Consider the following 16,389-nt stretch of genomic DNA (forward strand, 5'->3'; position numbering starts at 1 on the left):
AAGAATGGTGGCGTCGCAGGGCGCGCGCTATTTGATGCTGCCCTGTGTCAGGCCGCCGACGAGATGTTTCTGAAACAGGAATGCGATGAGATAGATCGGCACCATGCCGGTGAAGGAGGCCGCCGCCATCTGTCCGAAATTCACCAGTCGCTCGCCCTGAAAGAGCGACATGCCGACCGTGATCGTGCGGCTCGCTTCGCTGAATGTCAGGGCCGAGGCAAAAAGAAACTCGTTGTAAGACAGGATGATACAGATCAGCGCGGTGGCCAGAATGCCGGGAAAAATCAGCGGCAGGATCACCGCGAAGAGCGTGTGCCAATAGCCCGCGCCGTCGATCCAGGCGGCTTCGTCGATCTCTGCCGGGATGTCGCTGACAAAACTCTTGAGCAACCAAAAAGCGACGGGCAGGTTCATCAGACCGTGAACCAGCGCAAGGCCCGGAATGCTGTCCATCAGCTGTGCGGTTTGCAACAGATAGAACAGCGGGATCAACGCGATGATCGGTGGCGCGGCATAAGAGGCCAGCGTGATGTTGGGGACGGTCCTGCGAAAAGCCCCGAGTTTGATCGTGGCATAGGTCGCAGGCACCGCGATCACCAGCGTGATCACCCCGCTCAAAAGCGCCACGGCGACCGAGTTCCAAATCATGCGCAGAACCGGGACATGCGCGAAGGCATTGGGGTAATTCTTGAGCGTTGCGGCCTCTGGCAGGAGCCGACCTTGCAACACATCGTCGGGCGTTTTGAACGAGGTCGAGAATAGGTAGACGATGGGCAGCGCGAAAAAGATCAGCATCGCGGCCAGAAAGCCGAACCGGATCAGGCGATCCGTGCGGGTGTCCTGAACAGAGGCGGTCATCGACGTTTCTCCAGATGATTGTGCAGCAAAACGATGGGCAGGGTGACGACAGAAACGGTGATCGCGAACATCAGCGTCTGGGCCGCGGCGAGGCCGGCATCGAATTCCCGCAGCGCGGTTTTCCAAATCTCGAATGTGGCGATGTTGGTGGCATTGCCGGGGCCGCCGAAAGTGAGCGTATAGACGAGATCGAAGGTCTTGAGCGCCATGATCACCCGCAGCAGGTAGACGGAGAGCAGCGCAGGCGCGATCATCGGCAGGGTGACAGTCCAGAAAATCCGTTTCGGATAGGCGCCATCGAGGGCGGCGGCCTCTTCGACGTCATGCGGCACGCCTTGCAGGATCGCAAAGCACAGGATCACGATCAGCGGTGTCCATTGCCATGTGTCCGCCAGCATGATTGCTGGAAAGGCGAGGTCATGGTTGCCGAAAAACGAAATCGGAGCGTCGATCAGCCCGGTGCGTAGCAAGATGCCGTTTAGCCAGCCGCCTGACGGGTTGAGGATCAGCTTCCACGCGATCCCGACCATCACCGGCGGTGTCATCAGCGGCAAAAGCACGATGGTCCGAAGCCACCGCCCGCCACGCACGATCTTGCTCAGGATCACCGCAAGGTAGAGCCCAAGCGCCAGTTGCACCAAGGATACGATCAGCGCAAACAGGATGGCATGGCCCACGGAGCCCGAAAAATTCGTGCCGCTGAGCGCCCAATCGAAATTTTCGAGGCCCACAAAGCCCTGAAACTGTTGACCGAGATCGGAGCGGGAAAAGGCCAGAAGCACGAGGTACACCAAAGGGTAGCCCGCGAAAATCGCAAGCCCAGCCATCAAGGGCAGGGTCATGCTCCATTCCGCACGCTTGCGCTGGTTTGCGCCGCGATCTGATCCGAAAGAAGCTGCCGGTGGCGTCGCCATCGTGGGGCCTCCTCTGTGTTGTCATTCATGAAATTACACCCCTTGGGCGCGGCATCCGCGATGCGCGTCCAAGAGGCAGGCCCTGTCCGCAGGGGGCTTAACGCAGCAGGCGTTCCCAGCTTTTCTGCGCCAGCTCCATCGCCTCTTCGGGCGTGCTTTCGCCGGAGATCATGATGGCGAGCTGTTCGGACAGGCTTTCGAGCATGCGCGGTGCTTGCGGTCCGGTGGGCCAGGCCATCGCCCCATTGAGCGAGGCGCTCGCGGCCCGTTGGCTTCGGGCGTTGAAGGCCTCGTACTCCGGGCTGGTCAGAGCGGAGATGCGGGTCGGATCGATGCCGGAGCCGGTGGTGGTCAGCAAATCGAGATGCATCTTCGCCGACGACGCCAGTTTGATGAACTCCCAGGCAAGATCTTTCTTGCTGCCATAGGCCGCGATGCCAAGCGCCCATCCCGCGTTGAGCGGCGCGCGGCTTTCGGTCTGGCTGCCGCCGACCGGCAATTGCACCACGTCCCATTTTCCGGCGATCTTCGAGGTCTCATTGTCTTCGGAATAGGCGCCGAGGTCGATCCAGCCTTCGGTCATTGCGGCGCGTCCGCCGACAAAGGCGGTGAGCGCCTGATCAAAGCCGGTTTCCGCGGGTGTCGGCAAAGCCGAGGGCACCGTGGCGACAAGGTTCTGGGCCGCCATGAGCGCGGCGTCGCTGTCGAGCGCCGGGCGCCCATCCGCATCGAGAAACTCGCCGCCATAGTTGGCAAGGCGGTTGGCAAAGACGGAAATGTTCTGAAGCGGGGCGCGAATGCCCATCAAGGCCATGCCATAGATGCCATTGGCGCTTTCGGCCTTGGTGATGGCCTCGGATGTGGTGATGACCTCATCCCATGTTTTCGGCGGCGTCAGACCGTTACGCTCGAAAATCTCGGTGTTGTAGAACAGCGCATGGGTGTCGCCATCGAAGGGCAGGGCGTAACGACGGTCATTATAGAGGCTGTAGGGATCGTAGACGGTCGCGATGAAATCCTCCGGCATGATTTCGTCCGCGTCGGCCTCAATCCGGTCGGTGATGTCCTCAAGAACGCCGGTTTCGACCAGCGAGCCTTTCGAGATGTACCAATAGTCAAAGGCGTCGAATCGTTTCGCGCCGGATTGCAGGTCGAGGGTGAGTTGCTGCTGAATCTGGTCGAGCGGCACGGGGACGATCTCCACCTTCACGCCGGTTTCCGCCTCGAAAGCGGCGGCGACAATGCGAGCACCGCCCACTTGAGGCTGGGACATCAGCACGGTGATGGTCTCGCCCGCCTGCGCATAGGCCCGCGCCGATAGCACGCCACTGCCCAAAGCGGCGCCGACGGCCACGCCCATACCACCGCCCAAAACCTGGCGCCGCGACAGCGCGGTCCCCGTGCTTTTCGGTTTGGTCCGATTATTCGTCTGAGTTTTGCTGTTCATATTTTCCTCCCTTTGGGCTGGGCCCTGTTTCCTCCCGGACCGGCAGCCGCATAAATGACCTTGACATGAAATTAATATCAGTCAAGTTATTTATAACATGTGGAAGACATGGAATGGGAGGACGACATGGAAAAACTCAAGATTGCCGCCATCGGCGATCAATTCATCACCTCGGCGGTTTTTGAGACTGCGGTGCGCGATGCGATTGGCGCGGACTGCGAGGTGGTCACGCGCGATCTGCAATGGCCCGAGGTGCCGTTCTTTGCGCATGACGGACCGGCGGGAACGGAAATCAAGGAATACAGTGGCAACCCCAAAGACCTCGAAGCCATGCTGGCGGAGGCAGAGGTTCTGGTGACGCATCTGGCGCCTGTGACCGCAGAGCTTTTGGAAAAAGCGCCGCGCCTGAAATTCATCGGTGTGTCGCGCGGTGGCCCGACCAATATCAACATGGAGGCGGCCCGCACCCGCAATGTGACCGTGTGCAATGTCCCCGGTCGCAACGCCTCCGCCGTGGCGGAGTTTACCGTCGGGGCGATCCTCGCCAATGTGCGCCGCATCACCCTTGGCCATGCCGGGCTGTCCCAAGGCATCTGGCGCGGCGATCTCTACCGCTATGACCGCACCGGCGACGAGCTGTCCGATCTGACGGTCGGGCTTTTGGGGTACAGCCATATCGGACAGCGGGTGGTGCGTCTGCTCAAACCCTTCGGCTGCCGGATCTTGATCTGCGATCCCTATGCGAAACTGACCGTGCAGGATGGCATTGACGGCGTCGAACAGGTCGAAATCGACGATCTGATTGCGCAATCCGATATTCTGAGCCTCCATGCTCGGGTGACGCCAGAGACGATGGGGATCATCTCGGAGGAGCGGATCGCGAAGATGAAAAAAGGCGCGGTTCTGGTGAACTCGGCGCGGGGTGAACTGGTCGACCAACCAGCGCTTTGCGAGGCTTTGCTCAGCGGACATCTCGGCGGCGCGGCGCTTGATACTTTCGAGGTGGAGCCGCCTAAAAAAGACGATGAATTGTTGCGATTGCCCAATGTCACGCTGACCCCTCATATTGCCGGTGCATCGCGTCGCGTGGCGACATTCGCTGCCGAACAGATCGCAGAAGATCTGGCGCGCTTTCTGAAAGGGGAAAAACTCAGAAACCCATGTAACTGAGGTAGAATGCGAGACATTCGAGACGGTGCGGGGAGGCATCGTCAGGGAGGACATGATGAAGACAGCCTATGTGATGGCGGTCGATGCCGGCACTGGCAGCGGGCGCGCGATTATTTACAACACGCGAGGTGAGATTGTCGGAAGCGCCCAGGAGGAATGGGGGCATCCGGCGGTGGAGGGTGTCCCCGGCGGTCTGGATTTCACGACTGGGCCAAATGGTGCGCTGATTGACCGGGTGATTGCCCGGGCGATTGCCGCCGCTGAGATCTCCGCCGGGGAGATCGCCGCTGTGTCGACGACCTCGATGCGTGAAGGGATCGTGCTTTACGACGATGCGGGCGAGGTGCTTTGGGCCTGTCCGAATGTCGATGGGCGCGCGCAGGTTCAGGCCGAGGCGCTGACCGAGGCGGGCATTTCGGATGAGATTTACCGGCGCGGTGGCGATTGGGTGTCGATCACGGCGCCTGCGCGGTTGCATTGGCTGCGTGACAATCGGCCGGATGTGTTCGCGCGTGTGCATCGCCTCGGGATGATTTCCGACTGGATGGCGACTCGGCTGACCGGCGCCTATGTGACTGAACCCACGGCGGGCTCGTCGAGTGCGCTTTTCGATCTCTCTCAGCGCGGCTGGTCCGAAGAGTTGCTCGAATTGATCGGGCTCTCGCCAGAGATCGTGCCGCCGGTGGTCGAGGCCGGGACCAAGATTGGTGAAGTCACCGCAGAGGCCGCCGCGCGCTGCGGTTTGGCCCCCGGTACGCCGGTGGTCGCGGGCGGCGGCGACACGCAGCTTGCGCTTCTGGGGCTGGGCCGTCGGGCCGGTCAGGCGACTTTGGTGGGCGGAAGCTTTTGGCAGATGACGATCCTGTCGGATCAGCCGCTGGTCGATCCGGCGTTCGGGCCGCGCACGCTGTGCCACGCGCGCCCGGAAGAATGGATGGTCGAAGGGATCGGATTTCTGAGCGGCTTTGCGCTGCGCTGGGTTCGGGACGCGTTTTTTGAGCCTTTGTTAAAGCTTTCTGGCGGCGAGGGTGACGCCTTCGATCTGATCGAAAAGCTGGCGCAAGACACGCCTGCGGGCTCCGCTGGGGCGATTGCCGCCACGGCCTGTCCGATGCAGTCGGATGCGTGGAAACAGCCGCCGCTGAGTTTTCTGGGCCTCGATCTGAATGCGCCGGGACTGGCGCTTGGACAGGTGGCGCGCTCTGTGATGGAGGCGGGGGCCTTCCTGGCCAATCACCACCTTGAGACGCTCGAAGCTCTGTCGGGGCAGCGTTATGACACGCTGCAATTCACGGGTGGATCGAGTCAGGGCAGGCTTTGGCCGCAGATCATTGCGGATGTGACGGGTCGGGACATTGAGATCCCGGTGGTCAAGGAAACCACCGCGCTGGGGTGCGCCATGTTGGCGGCTGTGGGGGCGGGATTGTTTGCGACGCTGGACGAGGCGGTCGCGGCAATGGCCAGCCCGATCGAACGCCGCGTGGTGCCCGATCCGGACAATATGGCGCTCTATGCGCCGTTGAAAGCGCGTTGGTCTGAGGTGACTGACGGTGTGCGCGATCTTGGTGAGGCCTCCGGGTTGGAGCCAATCTGGCGTCCGGCGGGGGCGCGTGTGAAACAGTAATTATGGAAAAGGACATGTGATTATGAAGTCTCTTTGGGACGAAGCGGAAGCGGAGCGTTTGCGTCGCGCGGCGGGGGATGATCCGGCGGAACAGGATCTTGCGATGCGGGTCTATACGTCGCAGCTGATCGGGCAGGAGCCGGATCTGGTGCTGCATGGTGGGGGCAACACCTCGGTCAAAACCCGGCGGCGCGACGAGAGCGGCGCGGAGCACGATGTCATCCATGTGAAGGGCTCCGGCTGGGATTTGGCGACCATCGAGGGGCCGGGTCTGCCCGCGATGTGGCTCGATCCGCTGTTGGAGGCCCGCAAGACGGCGACGATGTCGGACGAAGAGATGGTCGCTTTCCTGCGCCGCGAGATGTTGGACCAAAGCGGGCCGAACCCGTCGGTGGAGGCCTTGCTGCACGCATTCTTGCCGGCGAAATTCGTCGACCACACCCATTCCTGTGCGGCGCTGGCCATTGCCAATCAACCGGACGCCGCCGAGCGCGCCCGTGAGATTTTCGGCGATAAGCTGAGCATCGTGCCCTATGTCATGCCCGGTTTCAAACTCTCGCACGCGGCGGATCAAATCCATGTCCAAGAGGGCGCGGGAACGTCGGGGCAGTTTCTGGTGAACCACGGCCTGTTCTCCTTTGGCGACGATGCCCGCACCTCTTACGAGCGCATTCTGCGCTATACGACGATGTGCGAAGAGTATCTTGCCGCGAAAGGCGCGGCTTTGTTGCCTGAAGAGGTCGGCACGAAGGCGCAGGACCCGGAGGCGCATCCCTCGGTTGCGGCGCTGCGGGATGCCTTGAAAGAATGGGGATTTTTTGCGGACAATCTGGCGCTCGATTTGCGTCTCAGCGATGCGAATGATCGTTTTCTGGCGCTGGAGGGATTGGCGGAGATCACCGGGCGCGGCACCGCGACGCCGGATCACGTCATCCGCATCAAGCCCCGTCCGGTCATCGGCGAGGCGACATTCGGCGTCGAAGACTGGCGCGCGGCGATCAAAGATTTTGCGGCATGGTATGAGGCCTATTTCAACCGCAATGCGCCCCATGCCGACGAGCCGAAAACGATGCTCGATCCGTTGCCGCGTGTGGCGCTGATCCGGGGGCTTGGGATTGTCGGCATCGGGCGGACGCCCAAAGAGGCCGGTGTGGCCGCCGATCTGGCCGAACAAACCGCGCGGATCGTTTTGGCCGCAGAAGGGATCGGGCGTTTCACGCCGCTCAACGAGCGTGATCTGTTCGATATGGAATATTGGTCGCTGGAACAGGCCAAGCTCAAGCCGAAAGCCTAAAAGAGGCCGCTACTCGGCGTCGAGAATACGCTGGGCCACGCTATAGGATGAAATGAAGCCATTGAGCAGGCCCGAGCGCAGCGCCGCACGGGCCGCTTGCCATTTCTCGATCCCGGCGCAGACGGCGACGATTTCGCGGTCATGCATCAGGTCGCGCTCCATCCCCAACATGCGTTTTGCGATGCCGCTGTCGATAAAGGCGCCTGTATCGTCGATCAAATTGCCCGCAAGGTCGGCGGCCACGCCCTGGCGGATCATGTCGCCCTGTTCGGCATCGGTGATCAGACCGAAAGAGCGAAAAAACGAGCCGGGGCCGACATGTCCGACGCCGATCATGATCATGGAGGCGTCGCGCAACCGATCAAAGGAGTCCCGGATACTGCGTTGACGCAGGAACAGGGTGCGGTCCGCTTCGCTGTCGACGATCAAGGGTGCGGTAAAGGCGTACCCCTTGCCTTCGGTCTTGTCGATCAGGGCGTGAATGACTTCGAAGGGGTTGGCGTCACTCAGGGCCGCGAAATCGCCAGTGACAGAAATGAACTCCGCTTTCTTGCGTTTGATCGCGGGCATGGCTTTGACAATCGCGGACATGGTGCGCCCTGACCCGATGCCGAGGATCATCTGGTCCGTGTTTTCCAACCGGCCATGCAGGAACCGCGCCCCGGCACTGGCGACGGCGGGCATCGAAATATCCATGGTCTGGAGTTCGTTCACATCCGGGACGATGGTACAGCTCGACAGACCGTAATCCTCGATCAGGCGGCTTTCGAGCTCCATGCAATTCGTCGGGACATTGTTCACGAAAATCTTGACCAGCCCCTGTTCATGGGCGGCTTGCACGAAGCGATGGACTTTCATCTTGCTCAGACCGCGACGCGTGGCGATTTGCGCCTGAGTCAGGCCGCCAACGTAATGCATCCATGCGATTTCGCGTATCTGGTCTTGCGTGTCAGAGTTCGATCCCATGCGCTTTATGTCTTTATTCCGAAATATACTGTCAGGTGTCGCGTATGATAGTCATGTGATGGTGCGTCGCAATAGCTGTCTATGATGTGCAACTCTGGAGTGGCCATCACGGCTGAGACCTGTCGTCTCATCCGCGTGCCAGCAAGGCGTCACGCATACACGTCGTGCCGAGTTTTTCACAGGTCCGCATCGCGACCTCGAGTATGAGACGCCGAGGAAACTTCAGAGGCAAGGCGTCTCGCTATTCAATCGATAGAGTATAGGAGCGCATCGGCTCATCGAGCGGAGCCAATGCTGTGGTCCGAATTGAAGTCGCGCATCTGAATATCGCTTAAGACTACAGTGTAATCTCTTTCTTTATACTGAGGCGCTTTTCCGCGTCGCTCTCTGCGCAAGGTAGAGAATTTCATCTGATATTTCATTTGATTACCCACAGGCCCACTGCTGGCTATGAAGAAAAACCGTTGTGAGTGCGGATTCATACAGGGCAGCTGTAGTTGATTTACGGGGGGCGGTATGTGCGGTCGAGATATCCGCAAATTTGAGATTGGGAGTGGTATGTGTAAGCTTTAAGAGGCTTTGAAGGCTGTTGTCCTTCTGCATATCAGGTCAACCTTTTGCAGAACGTTTTGGTTTTCGTCGTGTTGCGACAGGCCAGATTGTTCTGAGTTATGTTTTTACAGATCGATTTTGACATACCTCGGACAGAGCGTTTTCATGGCAAAAGAGAATGTCACATACGGACATTCGCGACAGCCACATTCCCGACATTTATATAGACATGAATGCCCGGAAAGGGCGTGTCAGATGTCACATCTCAGACGGATTCTCTTAGCACTGCCACTCTCATCTTGAAGCGACTGGTTTGCAGGCCGGTCGCGGGCGAGCGGAGAGCGCAGATATGAACACGGGGCTTAAACCCACGGCATCTTTTGACCTCAAGGGGCAAAAGGCAACGTCGCTGCGCGCGGCGGCGAAATCCATCCTGACTTTTGCGATGTTGTCTCTGGGTGTAGGCGCCCTGGCTCCGGCAAGTGCCAGTGCGCAAAGCTACGACTGGGTGGTCAACGTGAACGATGCCGGTTCGGATCCGACAGTTGCCGGCGGTGATGTGACGTATAACATCACGGTCAACAACAACGTCTCCGTCACCGGTGCCGGTGAAGCTCCTGAAACCGTAATCGATCTGGATATTCCGGCGGGTGGCATCCTGAAGGATGTGACCAATACGACCTGTGACCCTGCTCTTCCGATCACGGGGCCCGCGGCGGTCTCCTGTGTGATCCCGGCGCTGGCTGAGGACGAAACCTTTGCGCTTTCCGCAATTGTCACCTCGACAGAATCCGGCACCATCACCCTGACAGGCGGCGTTCCGAGCACCAATGATGCCGCGCCTGCCAACAATATCTTCAGCGAAACAACGACTATTCTCAGCGGTGCCGATGTCGCCCTTGAGGTGAATGGCCCGACGGAAGCGAATTCCGGCGAGGTGGTCACCTATACGTATACGCTCGACAACAATGGCCCTGACACAGTGACCGAAGCTGTCGTCGAAATTCCGGCAATCACCGGTCTGACGGTCACTTCGGTGCCATCCTATTGTAGTGCCAGCGGCGGCGGGTATCTCTGTACAATCCCGACCGATATTCCGGATGGCGGTACATTTTCTTTCGATTTGACAGGGCAAGTGACAGCGGCGGGCACAGGATCGTCCTTGATCGTCTCCGGGACGGCTGACATCTCCGCGCCTCAGGACCCTCTCACCGATGACAACAGCGCCTCCCTGACCACGCAAATCAGCGACGGCAGCGATGTGCGTTTGACGAAAAGCAACTCAGCACCGGGAACGGTTCTGGTCGGCGATCCGGTTATCTTTACGCTCTCCCCGAGCTTCACGGGCGGTGTGCCCTATGGCCTTGAGATCGCGGACAGTGTGCCCTCTGCCTATCAGATCGACTCTGTCGATGTGTTGTCCGGCGGCTGGAACTGTACGGTGAGTGGTCAGGACCTGAATTGTACGCGTCCGTCCGACGGGCTTGTGGCGGGCACCAATGTGCCGCTTGGCGACATCTTGATCAATGCCACGGCCATCGCGCCGGGCTCTGTCAGCAACAGCGCGACAGTGACTTCTTCTGGCCCCGTAGATACAAATCTCGGCAACAACACCGACACCGATGGCGGTCGCACCATCGAAAACCCGGTGGTTGACCTTTCCGTGTCCAAAACCGGCCCCAGCCCCGCGCTGGTCGTGGTTGGCAATGAGTATGAGTTCAATCTGCGCACGCAGAACACTGGCAATGCCGATTTCTACGGTACACTTTACATGACCGACAGCCTGCCGGCCGGGATGACCTTTACGGGGTACGATGGCAATGGCTGGACCTGTTCGCCGGCGGCCCCGCAGGCTGGCCCAGTCGATGTGGTGTGTGAGCTTGTCTATACCGCAGGTGTGACCGGACCTCTGGCGCCTGGCGCCAATACACCCATCGCGGTGATCCGGACTGAGGCCACCCAATCCGGGAACCTGACCAATACGGCCAGCGTGTCGTCGCCGGAGTACCCGGGCGTTGGGGATTCCGACAGCTACGATGTGGACAGCAGCGCCGACAGCGCCTCTGCCGACATCACTGTGAACAAAACCGTGGCGGCCTCCGCGGTCACCGTGGGCGACATTCAGACCTATTACATCGAGGTGGTGAACGCGGGCCCTGCGGCATCGGCGGATGTCACCGTGACAGATCCCTTGTTGAGCCTGATCAACAATCAGGTTGGCGCAACGGACGCGGGTCTCGTCAGCATCACCGCACCCGCAGGCGCCACCTGTGGCAGCACGGCGCGGTGGCGGGGCAGAGATCTGAGCTGTACCTTCGATACCTTGCCGGTCTGTACCGCAGGAAGCACTTGCCCGGTGATCGAAGTTCAGGTGCGCCCCGGCGGCAATGCCGGACAGCGGAGCAACACGGTTCAAGTCTTGTCGTCGAGCGTGGCCGACCCCGATCTGACCAACAACGATGATACCGTGACCTTCGACATCGAAGCGCGCACGGATGTGACCGTGACCAAAACGGCGACGCCTGTGACGGCCATCGTTGGTCAGCACCTCAGCTACGTCGTCACGGCGCTCAACCCGTCGACAGAGTTCTTCCTCAGCAGTGCGCCGGATACGACGATTACGGATGTGTTGCCGGATGGGCTGATCTTTGTTTCCGCAACGCCGACGACGGGAAGCTGTTCAACCTTGCCAACTGTCGGAAGTGAGACGGCACCGGGCAACAATCAGGTAGTCTGTAATCTCGGGACGGTGACGTCCGGCGGTCAACAAGCCGTCGAAATCGTGGTGCAACCGACCGAGGCGCTGGTTGGCTCTGTGATGGAAAACATCGCGACCGTGAGCACCAGCCTCGATGAAACCGACGACACCAACAACAGTGCCTCGGTGCAGACGACCGTCGCGGCGCCCAGCTATGATCTTCAGGTCAACAAGGTCGATAGCATCGACCCGGTGGCAGTCGGTGAGGAGGTGACTTACACGGTCACGATCCGCAACAACGGGCCTTCCGCGGCAGAGAACGTCACGATGAATGATCTCATGCCCGCACAATATCTGAACTATCAATCGCATAATGCGGGGACAGGTGTTTGTGGCACAGTGCCGAGCGTTGGCCAGGTCGGCGGAACGTTGAGCTGTAGTTTCGACCGCATCGAAGCGGGTGGATCGCGCGTGGTGACCATCTTGGCTCAGGGCGTGCAAAAAGGCACCGCGACCAATACGGCGAACCTGACGTCTCCGGGGATCACCAATGGCTACGATCCGCTTCCGGCGAACAACGAAGTGACCGAAAACACCACCGTGCGCACCCGCGCCGATGTCGAGGTTGTCAGCAAGGTTGCAAGCAAATCTTCGGTCGAACTTCTTGAGACCTTCGATTTCGTTATCACCGTACGCAACAACACCGGTTCCGATGGGGGCGTTGTGCTGGCCGAGGCCGATGGCGTCGAAGTGACGGACAGCCTGCCGGCCAATATGGTGCTGGCGGGGATGCCGTCGGTCAATGTGACCTCTGGCTTCGCAACGCTGCAAAGCTGTGATGGGGCCGCAGGCGGCACCAGTTTCACCTGTGAGCTTGGCACGTTCTCAAGCGGGGCTACGGCGGAAATCACGGTTCCCGTTAAAATTACCAGTGTGACCTCCGATCCGCAGAGCTTTACCAACACGGCAGAGATCACAACGACCTCGCTCGACGTCGATCCGAACAACAACGAAAACTCCGGCCCGGTCGAGGTTGTGTCTTCTGCACTCTCCGGGACCGTGTTCCGTGATTTCGATGACAACGGCGATCTGGATGCCGACGACAGCGGCGTGGCTGGCGTGACGGTGACACTGACCGGGACGGCCTTTGATGGCACACCCGTCTCTGTGTCTGCGACGACGGACGCGAATGGGAACTACTCCATCGCGAACCTGCCGCGTGGCACCTATACGGTGACACGTGGGGCCGTCAGCGAGACCTATGTCGGGGATGGGCAAGCCGTGGGCGGCTCTGAAGGCGGGAACCCGACGGGCGCCACCGAGATTGCCACGATCAATCTGCCTTCCGAAACGGATGCCACCGATTACGATTTCACCCTCGTGCCGCAAGCGCGGATCGGGATTGCGAAACGTGTCAGCTCCGGCCCGACTTCTGCGGCGGATGGCTCCTTCACTGTTGGCTTCAGCTTTGTCGTTGAGAACTTCAGCCTTGAGCCGCTTGACACAGTGGTCGTGACGGATGCCCTGTCGGGAGCCGCGCCGCTGTTTGGCAGCTACGCGAGCCTGTCCAATCCGGCGACGGATGATATGGTGCGCGGCACCTACACGATCCTCTCCGCTCCGGGCGGCTCCTGTGGTGCACTGAACGCCGGGTTCAACGGTGAAAGCAATCAGACATTGGTTTCGGGGACGACGCTTGCGGTGGGGGCAACCTGTGAGATTTCTCTCTCGCTGCGCGTGCGCCCCGAGGTGCCGCTGCCGAACCCGCAGGCCTCTGGCGGTGTCTATGAAAACCAGGCGAATGTGACGGGCAATGGTACGTGGACCGGGCAAACGCCGGGTGACAACCCGATGCTGACAGATCTCTCCGACGACGGCACAGATCCCGATCCGAATGGCAACGGCCGCGCCGATGAGCCGGGCGAAAACGACCCGACACCGGTGACGCCAATCTATGAACCTGCCATCGCGCTGGTGAAATCTGCGACCACGGCGTTCTCCGATCCGCCGGTACCGGGGGAGGAGATCACCTACAGCTTTGCGATCACCAACACCGGCTCGCAGACCCTGACCGATGTGACGCTCACGGATGCGATGCTTGAAGGTGTGGGTGTTCTGACCGGAAACCCAATTGCGTCGCTGGCGCCGGGTGCCACAGACGACACCACCTATTCTGCCGTCTATGAATTGACGCAGGAGGACATCGATCGCGGGTATGTGGAAAATACCGCGCTTGTGACCGGCACTGATCCGTTTGACGAGGAGGTGACCGACACCTCCGGCACGTCGCAGGACAACGATACGCCGACCACAACGCCTCTGACGCGCAACGCGGCGATTGAGCTGATCAAAACCGCAGATGCGAGCAATGTGAGCGATCCCTCCGAGGTGGGCCAGATTGTGACCTACAGCTTTACGGTGACCAACACGGGCAACGTGACGCTGACCGATGTGACGCTTGCGGACATCCTTCCGGGGATCGTCTGGGAGACACCGGACGCCAGCATTGCCGAGATGGCGCCGGGGGCTGTCGATACCGACACGTTCAAGGCGAGCTATGCTCTCACGCAGGCCGATCTGGACGCAGGCCAACTGGTGAACGAGGCGACAGTCACAGCGGACTCGGTTGTGGGCGAGGTTTCGGACACGGACGATGAAACCGTGCCGCTCGGTCAATCGCCGTCGATCGAACTGGAGAAAACCGTCGACAATTCGGGTCTGACGCAAACCATAGGTCTGGTGGGCGAGGAGCTTGAATATACCTTCAAGGTCACGAACACGGGCACCGTCACTTTGACGAATGTCACGATCACCGACCCGCTTTTGGGCGCCAATCAGATCAGCGAGGTTATCCCGTCTCTTGCTCCCGGCGAAGAGTACACCTTCACGGAAAAAGGCATCTATGCGATCACTCAGGCTGATATTGACGCGGGTGAAGTGATCAACACTGCGACTGCGACCGGCACCTATGGTGAGGATGGCAATGGCGGCGACCTGACGGTCGATGACGAAGACGACGCGGTGGCGGAAACCGTCTTCATCGAAGCCATTCCTGAGACGCCATGGGAGTTTGACACCGACGGTGGCATCACGACCTCGATGCTGGCCTCCGACATGATCGGTCAGGAGCAGGCGACGCTTGACAATGTGACGATCACGGTCGTGGACAGCGATCCGGCTCTGACGCTCGATCCCTCCACGGGTCTCATCACCCTGTCTGAAGGCAATCCGGCGGGCACCTATGAGGTGACCTATGAGATCTGTCGCATCGACAATCCTTTGGTGTGCGATCAGGCGACGGAAACGGTGATCCAACGTCCGATCAGCGCGATTGAGGCGGTGAAGACGCAGGAGCTGACCGACAACGGCGACGGTGTCGATGGGGTTGGCGATCTGATGACCTACACGATCACGGTCGAGAACATCGGCAACACCACGGTGAATGACGTGGCGCTCGAGGACACCTTCCTGACGCTGACCACCGGCCAGACGCTGGCCCTCGACAGCGGTCCGACCTTTGTGTCCGCGAGCGAAGGCTCTTCGGAAGGCAGCTTGGTGATGGGCGAGACCGCCACCTATACGGCGACCTATGAGCTGACCATCGAAGCCGTGGACGCAGGCGGCCTGTCGAACCAGGTTCTGGCGACGGCGATGCCGGAGTATCCGGACGAGTTCCCGGAGGAGCCGACCGAGGTGAGCGATCTCTCCGATGACGGCGACGATGGCGATGGCAATACCGTGGACGATCCGACGGAGTATCCGCTTGAGCCTCTGCTCTATGACAGCGGTCTGGTGCTGCGCAAAACAACGCCGCGTGGCGTCGTGGAGCGCGGGTCCGTGGTGCCCTATTCGATCACGGTGACCAATGAGAACCCGCGCACCAGTGGCACGATGGATCTCATGGACGTGCTGCCTGCCGACTTCGTTTATGTCGAGGGCACGGCGACCTGGGACGGGGAACCGATCGAGGTCACGGTGCAGGGCAAGGTTGTGACCTGGCCCAGCGTCACCGTGCCGCCGCTCACCACCATCGAGGCGACGCTTTCGGCGCGGGTTTTGACCAGCGCGGATGTGGGCGATCACGTGAACCGGGCGCGCCTGCGCGACTCGACCACGCGGGAACCGCTGTCGCCGGAGGCGACGGCCACGGTCTCGATCTTCCCGGAACCGGTGTTCGATTGTGGCGATGTCTACGGCAAGGTGTTCAACGACCTGAACCGGGACGGCTATCAAAACGGTCCGATCAGCCGGATCGTCGATGAGGATGCGATCTTCAGCGGCAAATACAGCGGCAAGGGCGATGCGCCCGTGGAGCTGGACCGCGAGATCGTCGAGAACGGCATCCCCGCTGTGCGCCTGACCGGTGTCGATGGCACGGTGATCACCACCGACCAATACGGTCGCTTCCATGTGCCCTGTGCAATGCTGCCGGAAGATCGCGGTTCGAACTTTATCCTGAAGCTCGACACCCGCTCGCTGCCGACCGGCTATCGCCTGACCACGGAGAACCCGCGTGTCGTGCGTCTCACGCCCGGTAAAATGACCGAGCTGAACTTCGGAGCGGCGCTGACCCGTGTGGTGCGTGTGGATGTGAATGCGCAGGGTTTCGCGCAAACCGCCTCCGGTCCGAAGATGACGTCTGCGCTCGAAACGGCGCTTGCAGGTCTGGTGCAGCAAATCGCTGGCGAACCCGTGCATCTGCGCATCGCCTATCACCTGCCGGATGAGGCGGGATCTGCGGAGAAACGTCTGGCGCGGCAATCCATGCGGCAGGTCGAGAGAGAGCTGCGGGATCTTTGGAGAGAGCCGGGCCGTGTGAAACTGACCATCGAGAAAACCATCGTGAGGGTGGAGCAATGAGGACGC

General features: G+C 60.4%; 8 protein-coding genes. 4 read left to right on the forward strand and 4 right to left on the reverse strand.

Annotation, left to right across the window (positions count from 1 at the left end; genetic code table 11):
- Positions 1-27 precede the first annotated feature (27 nt).
- From LC094_RS15395 to LC094_RS15405, 3 genes are all read right to left on the reverse strand, one after another.
- On the reverse strand, positions 28-858 hold the full coding sequence (locus tag LC094_RS15395; RefSeq protein WP_043869034.1) for a carbohydrate ABC transporter permease: 831 nt from the start codon (positions 856-858) through the stop codon (positions 28-30).
- Positions 855-1,772, reverse strand: coding sequence for a carbohydrate ABC transporter permease (locus LC094_RS15400; RefSeq protein WP_226553685.1), 918 nt, complete (start codon positions 1,770-1,772; stop codon positions 855-857). Before LC094_RS15400 ends, LC094_RS15395 begins: the two co-directional genes overlap by 4 nt.
- Before the next feature lie 97 nt (positions 1,773-1,869).
- The gene (locus tag LC094_RS15405) at positions 1,870-3,219 is read right to left on the reverse strand and encodes an ABC transporter substrate-binding protein (protein WP_226553686.1); all 1,350 of its coding nucleotides are present in this window, start codon (positions 3,217-3,219) and stop codon (positions 1,870-1,872) included.
- A 126-nt stretch (positions 3,220-3,345) separates the two neighbouring features.
- On the opposite strand from LC094_RS15405, the gene LC094_RS15410 reads away from it, so the two are divergent.
- Genes LC094_RS15410 through LC094_RS15420 form a run of 3 tightly spaced genes read left to right on the forward strand, consistent with a single transcriptional unit; the run spans position 3,346 to position 7,307 of the window.
- A complete protein-coding gene (locus LC094_RS15410; RefSeq protein ID WP_226553687.1) occupies positions 3,346-4,389 on the forward strand; it encodes a 2-hydroxyacid dehydrogenase in 1,044 nt (347 codons plus the stop codon).
- Between the two features lie 52 nt (positions 4,390-4,441).
- Positions 4,442-6,013: an FGGY family carbohydrate kinase gene (locus LC094_RS15415; protein WP_226553688.1), complete on the forward strand. Its 1,572-nt coding sequence runs from the start codon at positions 4,442-4,444 to the stop codon at positions 6,011-6,013.
- Between the two features lie 22 nt (positions 6,014-6,035).
- Positions 6,036-7,307: a class II aldolase/adducin family protein gene (locus LC094_RS15420; RefSeq protein WP_226553689.1), complete on the forward strand. Its 1,272-nt coding sequence runs from the start codon at positions 6,036-6,038 to the stop codon at positions 7,305-7,307.
- A 9-nt stretch (positions 7,308-7,316) separates the two neighbouring features.
- Here the strand turns inward: LC094_RS15420 and LC094_RS15425 are convergent, their stop codons facing one another.
- Complete coding sequence (locus LC094_RS15425) at positions 7,317-8,273, reverse strand: sugar-binding transcriptional regulator (protein ID WP_226553690.1); 957 nt, start codon at positions 8,271-8,273, stop codon at positions 7,317-7,319.
- A gap of 901 nt (positions 8,274-9,174) precedes the next feature.
- Here LC094_RS15425 and LC094_RS15430 point away from each other — a divergent pair.
- Positions 9,175-16,383 (forward strand): DUF7507 domain-containing protein, encoded by a 7,209-nt coding sequence (locus tag LC094_RS15430; RefSeq protein ID WP_226553691.1) that lies wholly within the window; start codon positions 9,175-9,177, stop codon positions 16,381-16,383.
- Positions 16,384-16,389 lie beyond the last annotated feature (6 nt).

Origin of the sequence: Celeribacter naphthalenivorans (assembly GCF_020524585.1) — a bacterium.
In the GTDB taxonomy this organism is placed as follows: domain Bacteria; phylum Pseudomonadota; class Alphaproteobacteria; order Rhodobacterales; family Rhodobacteraceae; genus Celeribacter; species Celeribacter naphthalenivorans.

Bases quoted from the DNA above. Each gene is read 5' to 3' on its own strand.
- LC094_RS15410 (WP_226553687.1), top strand. From the start codon at position 3,346: ATGGAAAAACTCAAGATTGCCGCCATCGGCGATCAATTCATCACCTCG.
- LC094_RS15415 (WP_226553688.1), top strand. From the start codon at position 4,442: ATGATGAAGACAGCCTATGTGATGGCGGTCGATGCCGGCACTGGCAGC.
- LC094_RS15405 (WP_226553686.1), bottom strand. From the start codon at position 3,219: ATGAACAGCAAAACTCAGACGAATAATCGGACCAAACCGAAAAGCACG.
- LC094_RS15425 (WP_226553690.1), bottom strand. From the start codon at position 8,273: ATGGGATCGAACTCTGACACGCAAGACCAGATACGCGAAATCGCATGG.
- LC094_RS15395 (WP_043869034.1), bottom strand. From the start codon at position 858: ATGACCGCCTCTGTTCAGGACACCCGCACGGATCGCCTGATCCGGTTC.
- LC094_RS15430 (WP_226553691.1), top strand. From the start codon at position 9,175: ATGAACACGGGGCTTAAACCCACGGCATCTTTTGACCTCAAGGGGCAA.
- LC094_RS15420 (WP_226553689.1), top strand. From the start codon at position 6,036: ATGAAGTCTCTTTGGGACGAAGCGGAAGCGGAGCGTTTGCGTCGCGCG.
- LC094_RS15400 (WP_226553685.1), bottom strand. From the start codon at position 1,772: ATGGCGACGCCACCGGCAGCTTCTTTCGGATCAGATCGCGGCGCAAAC.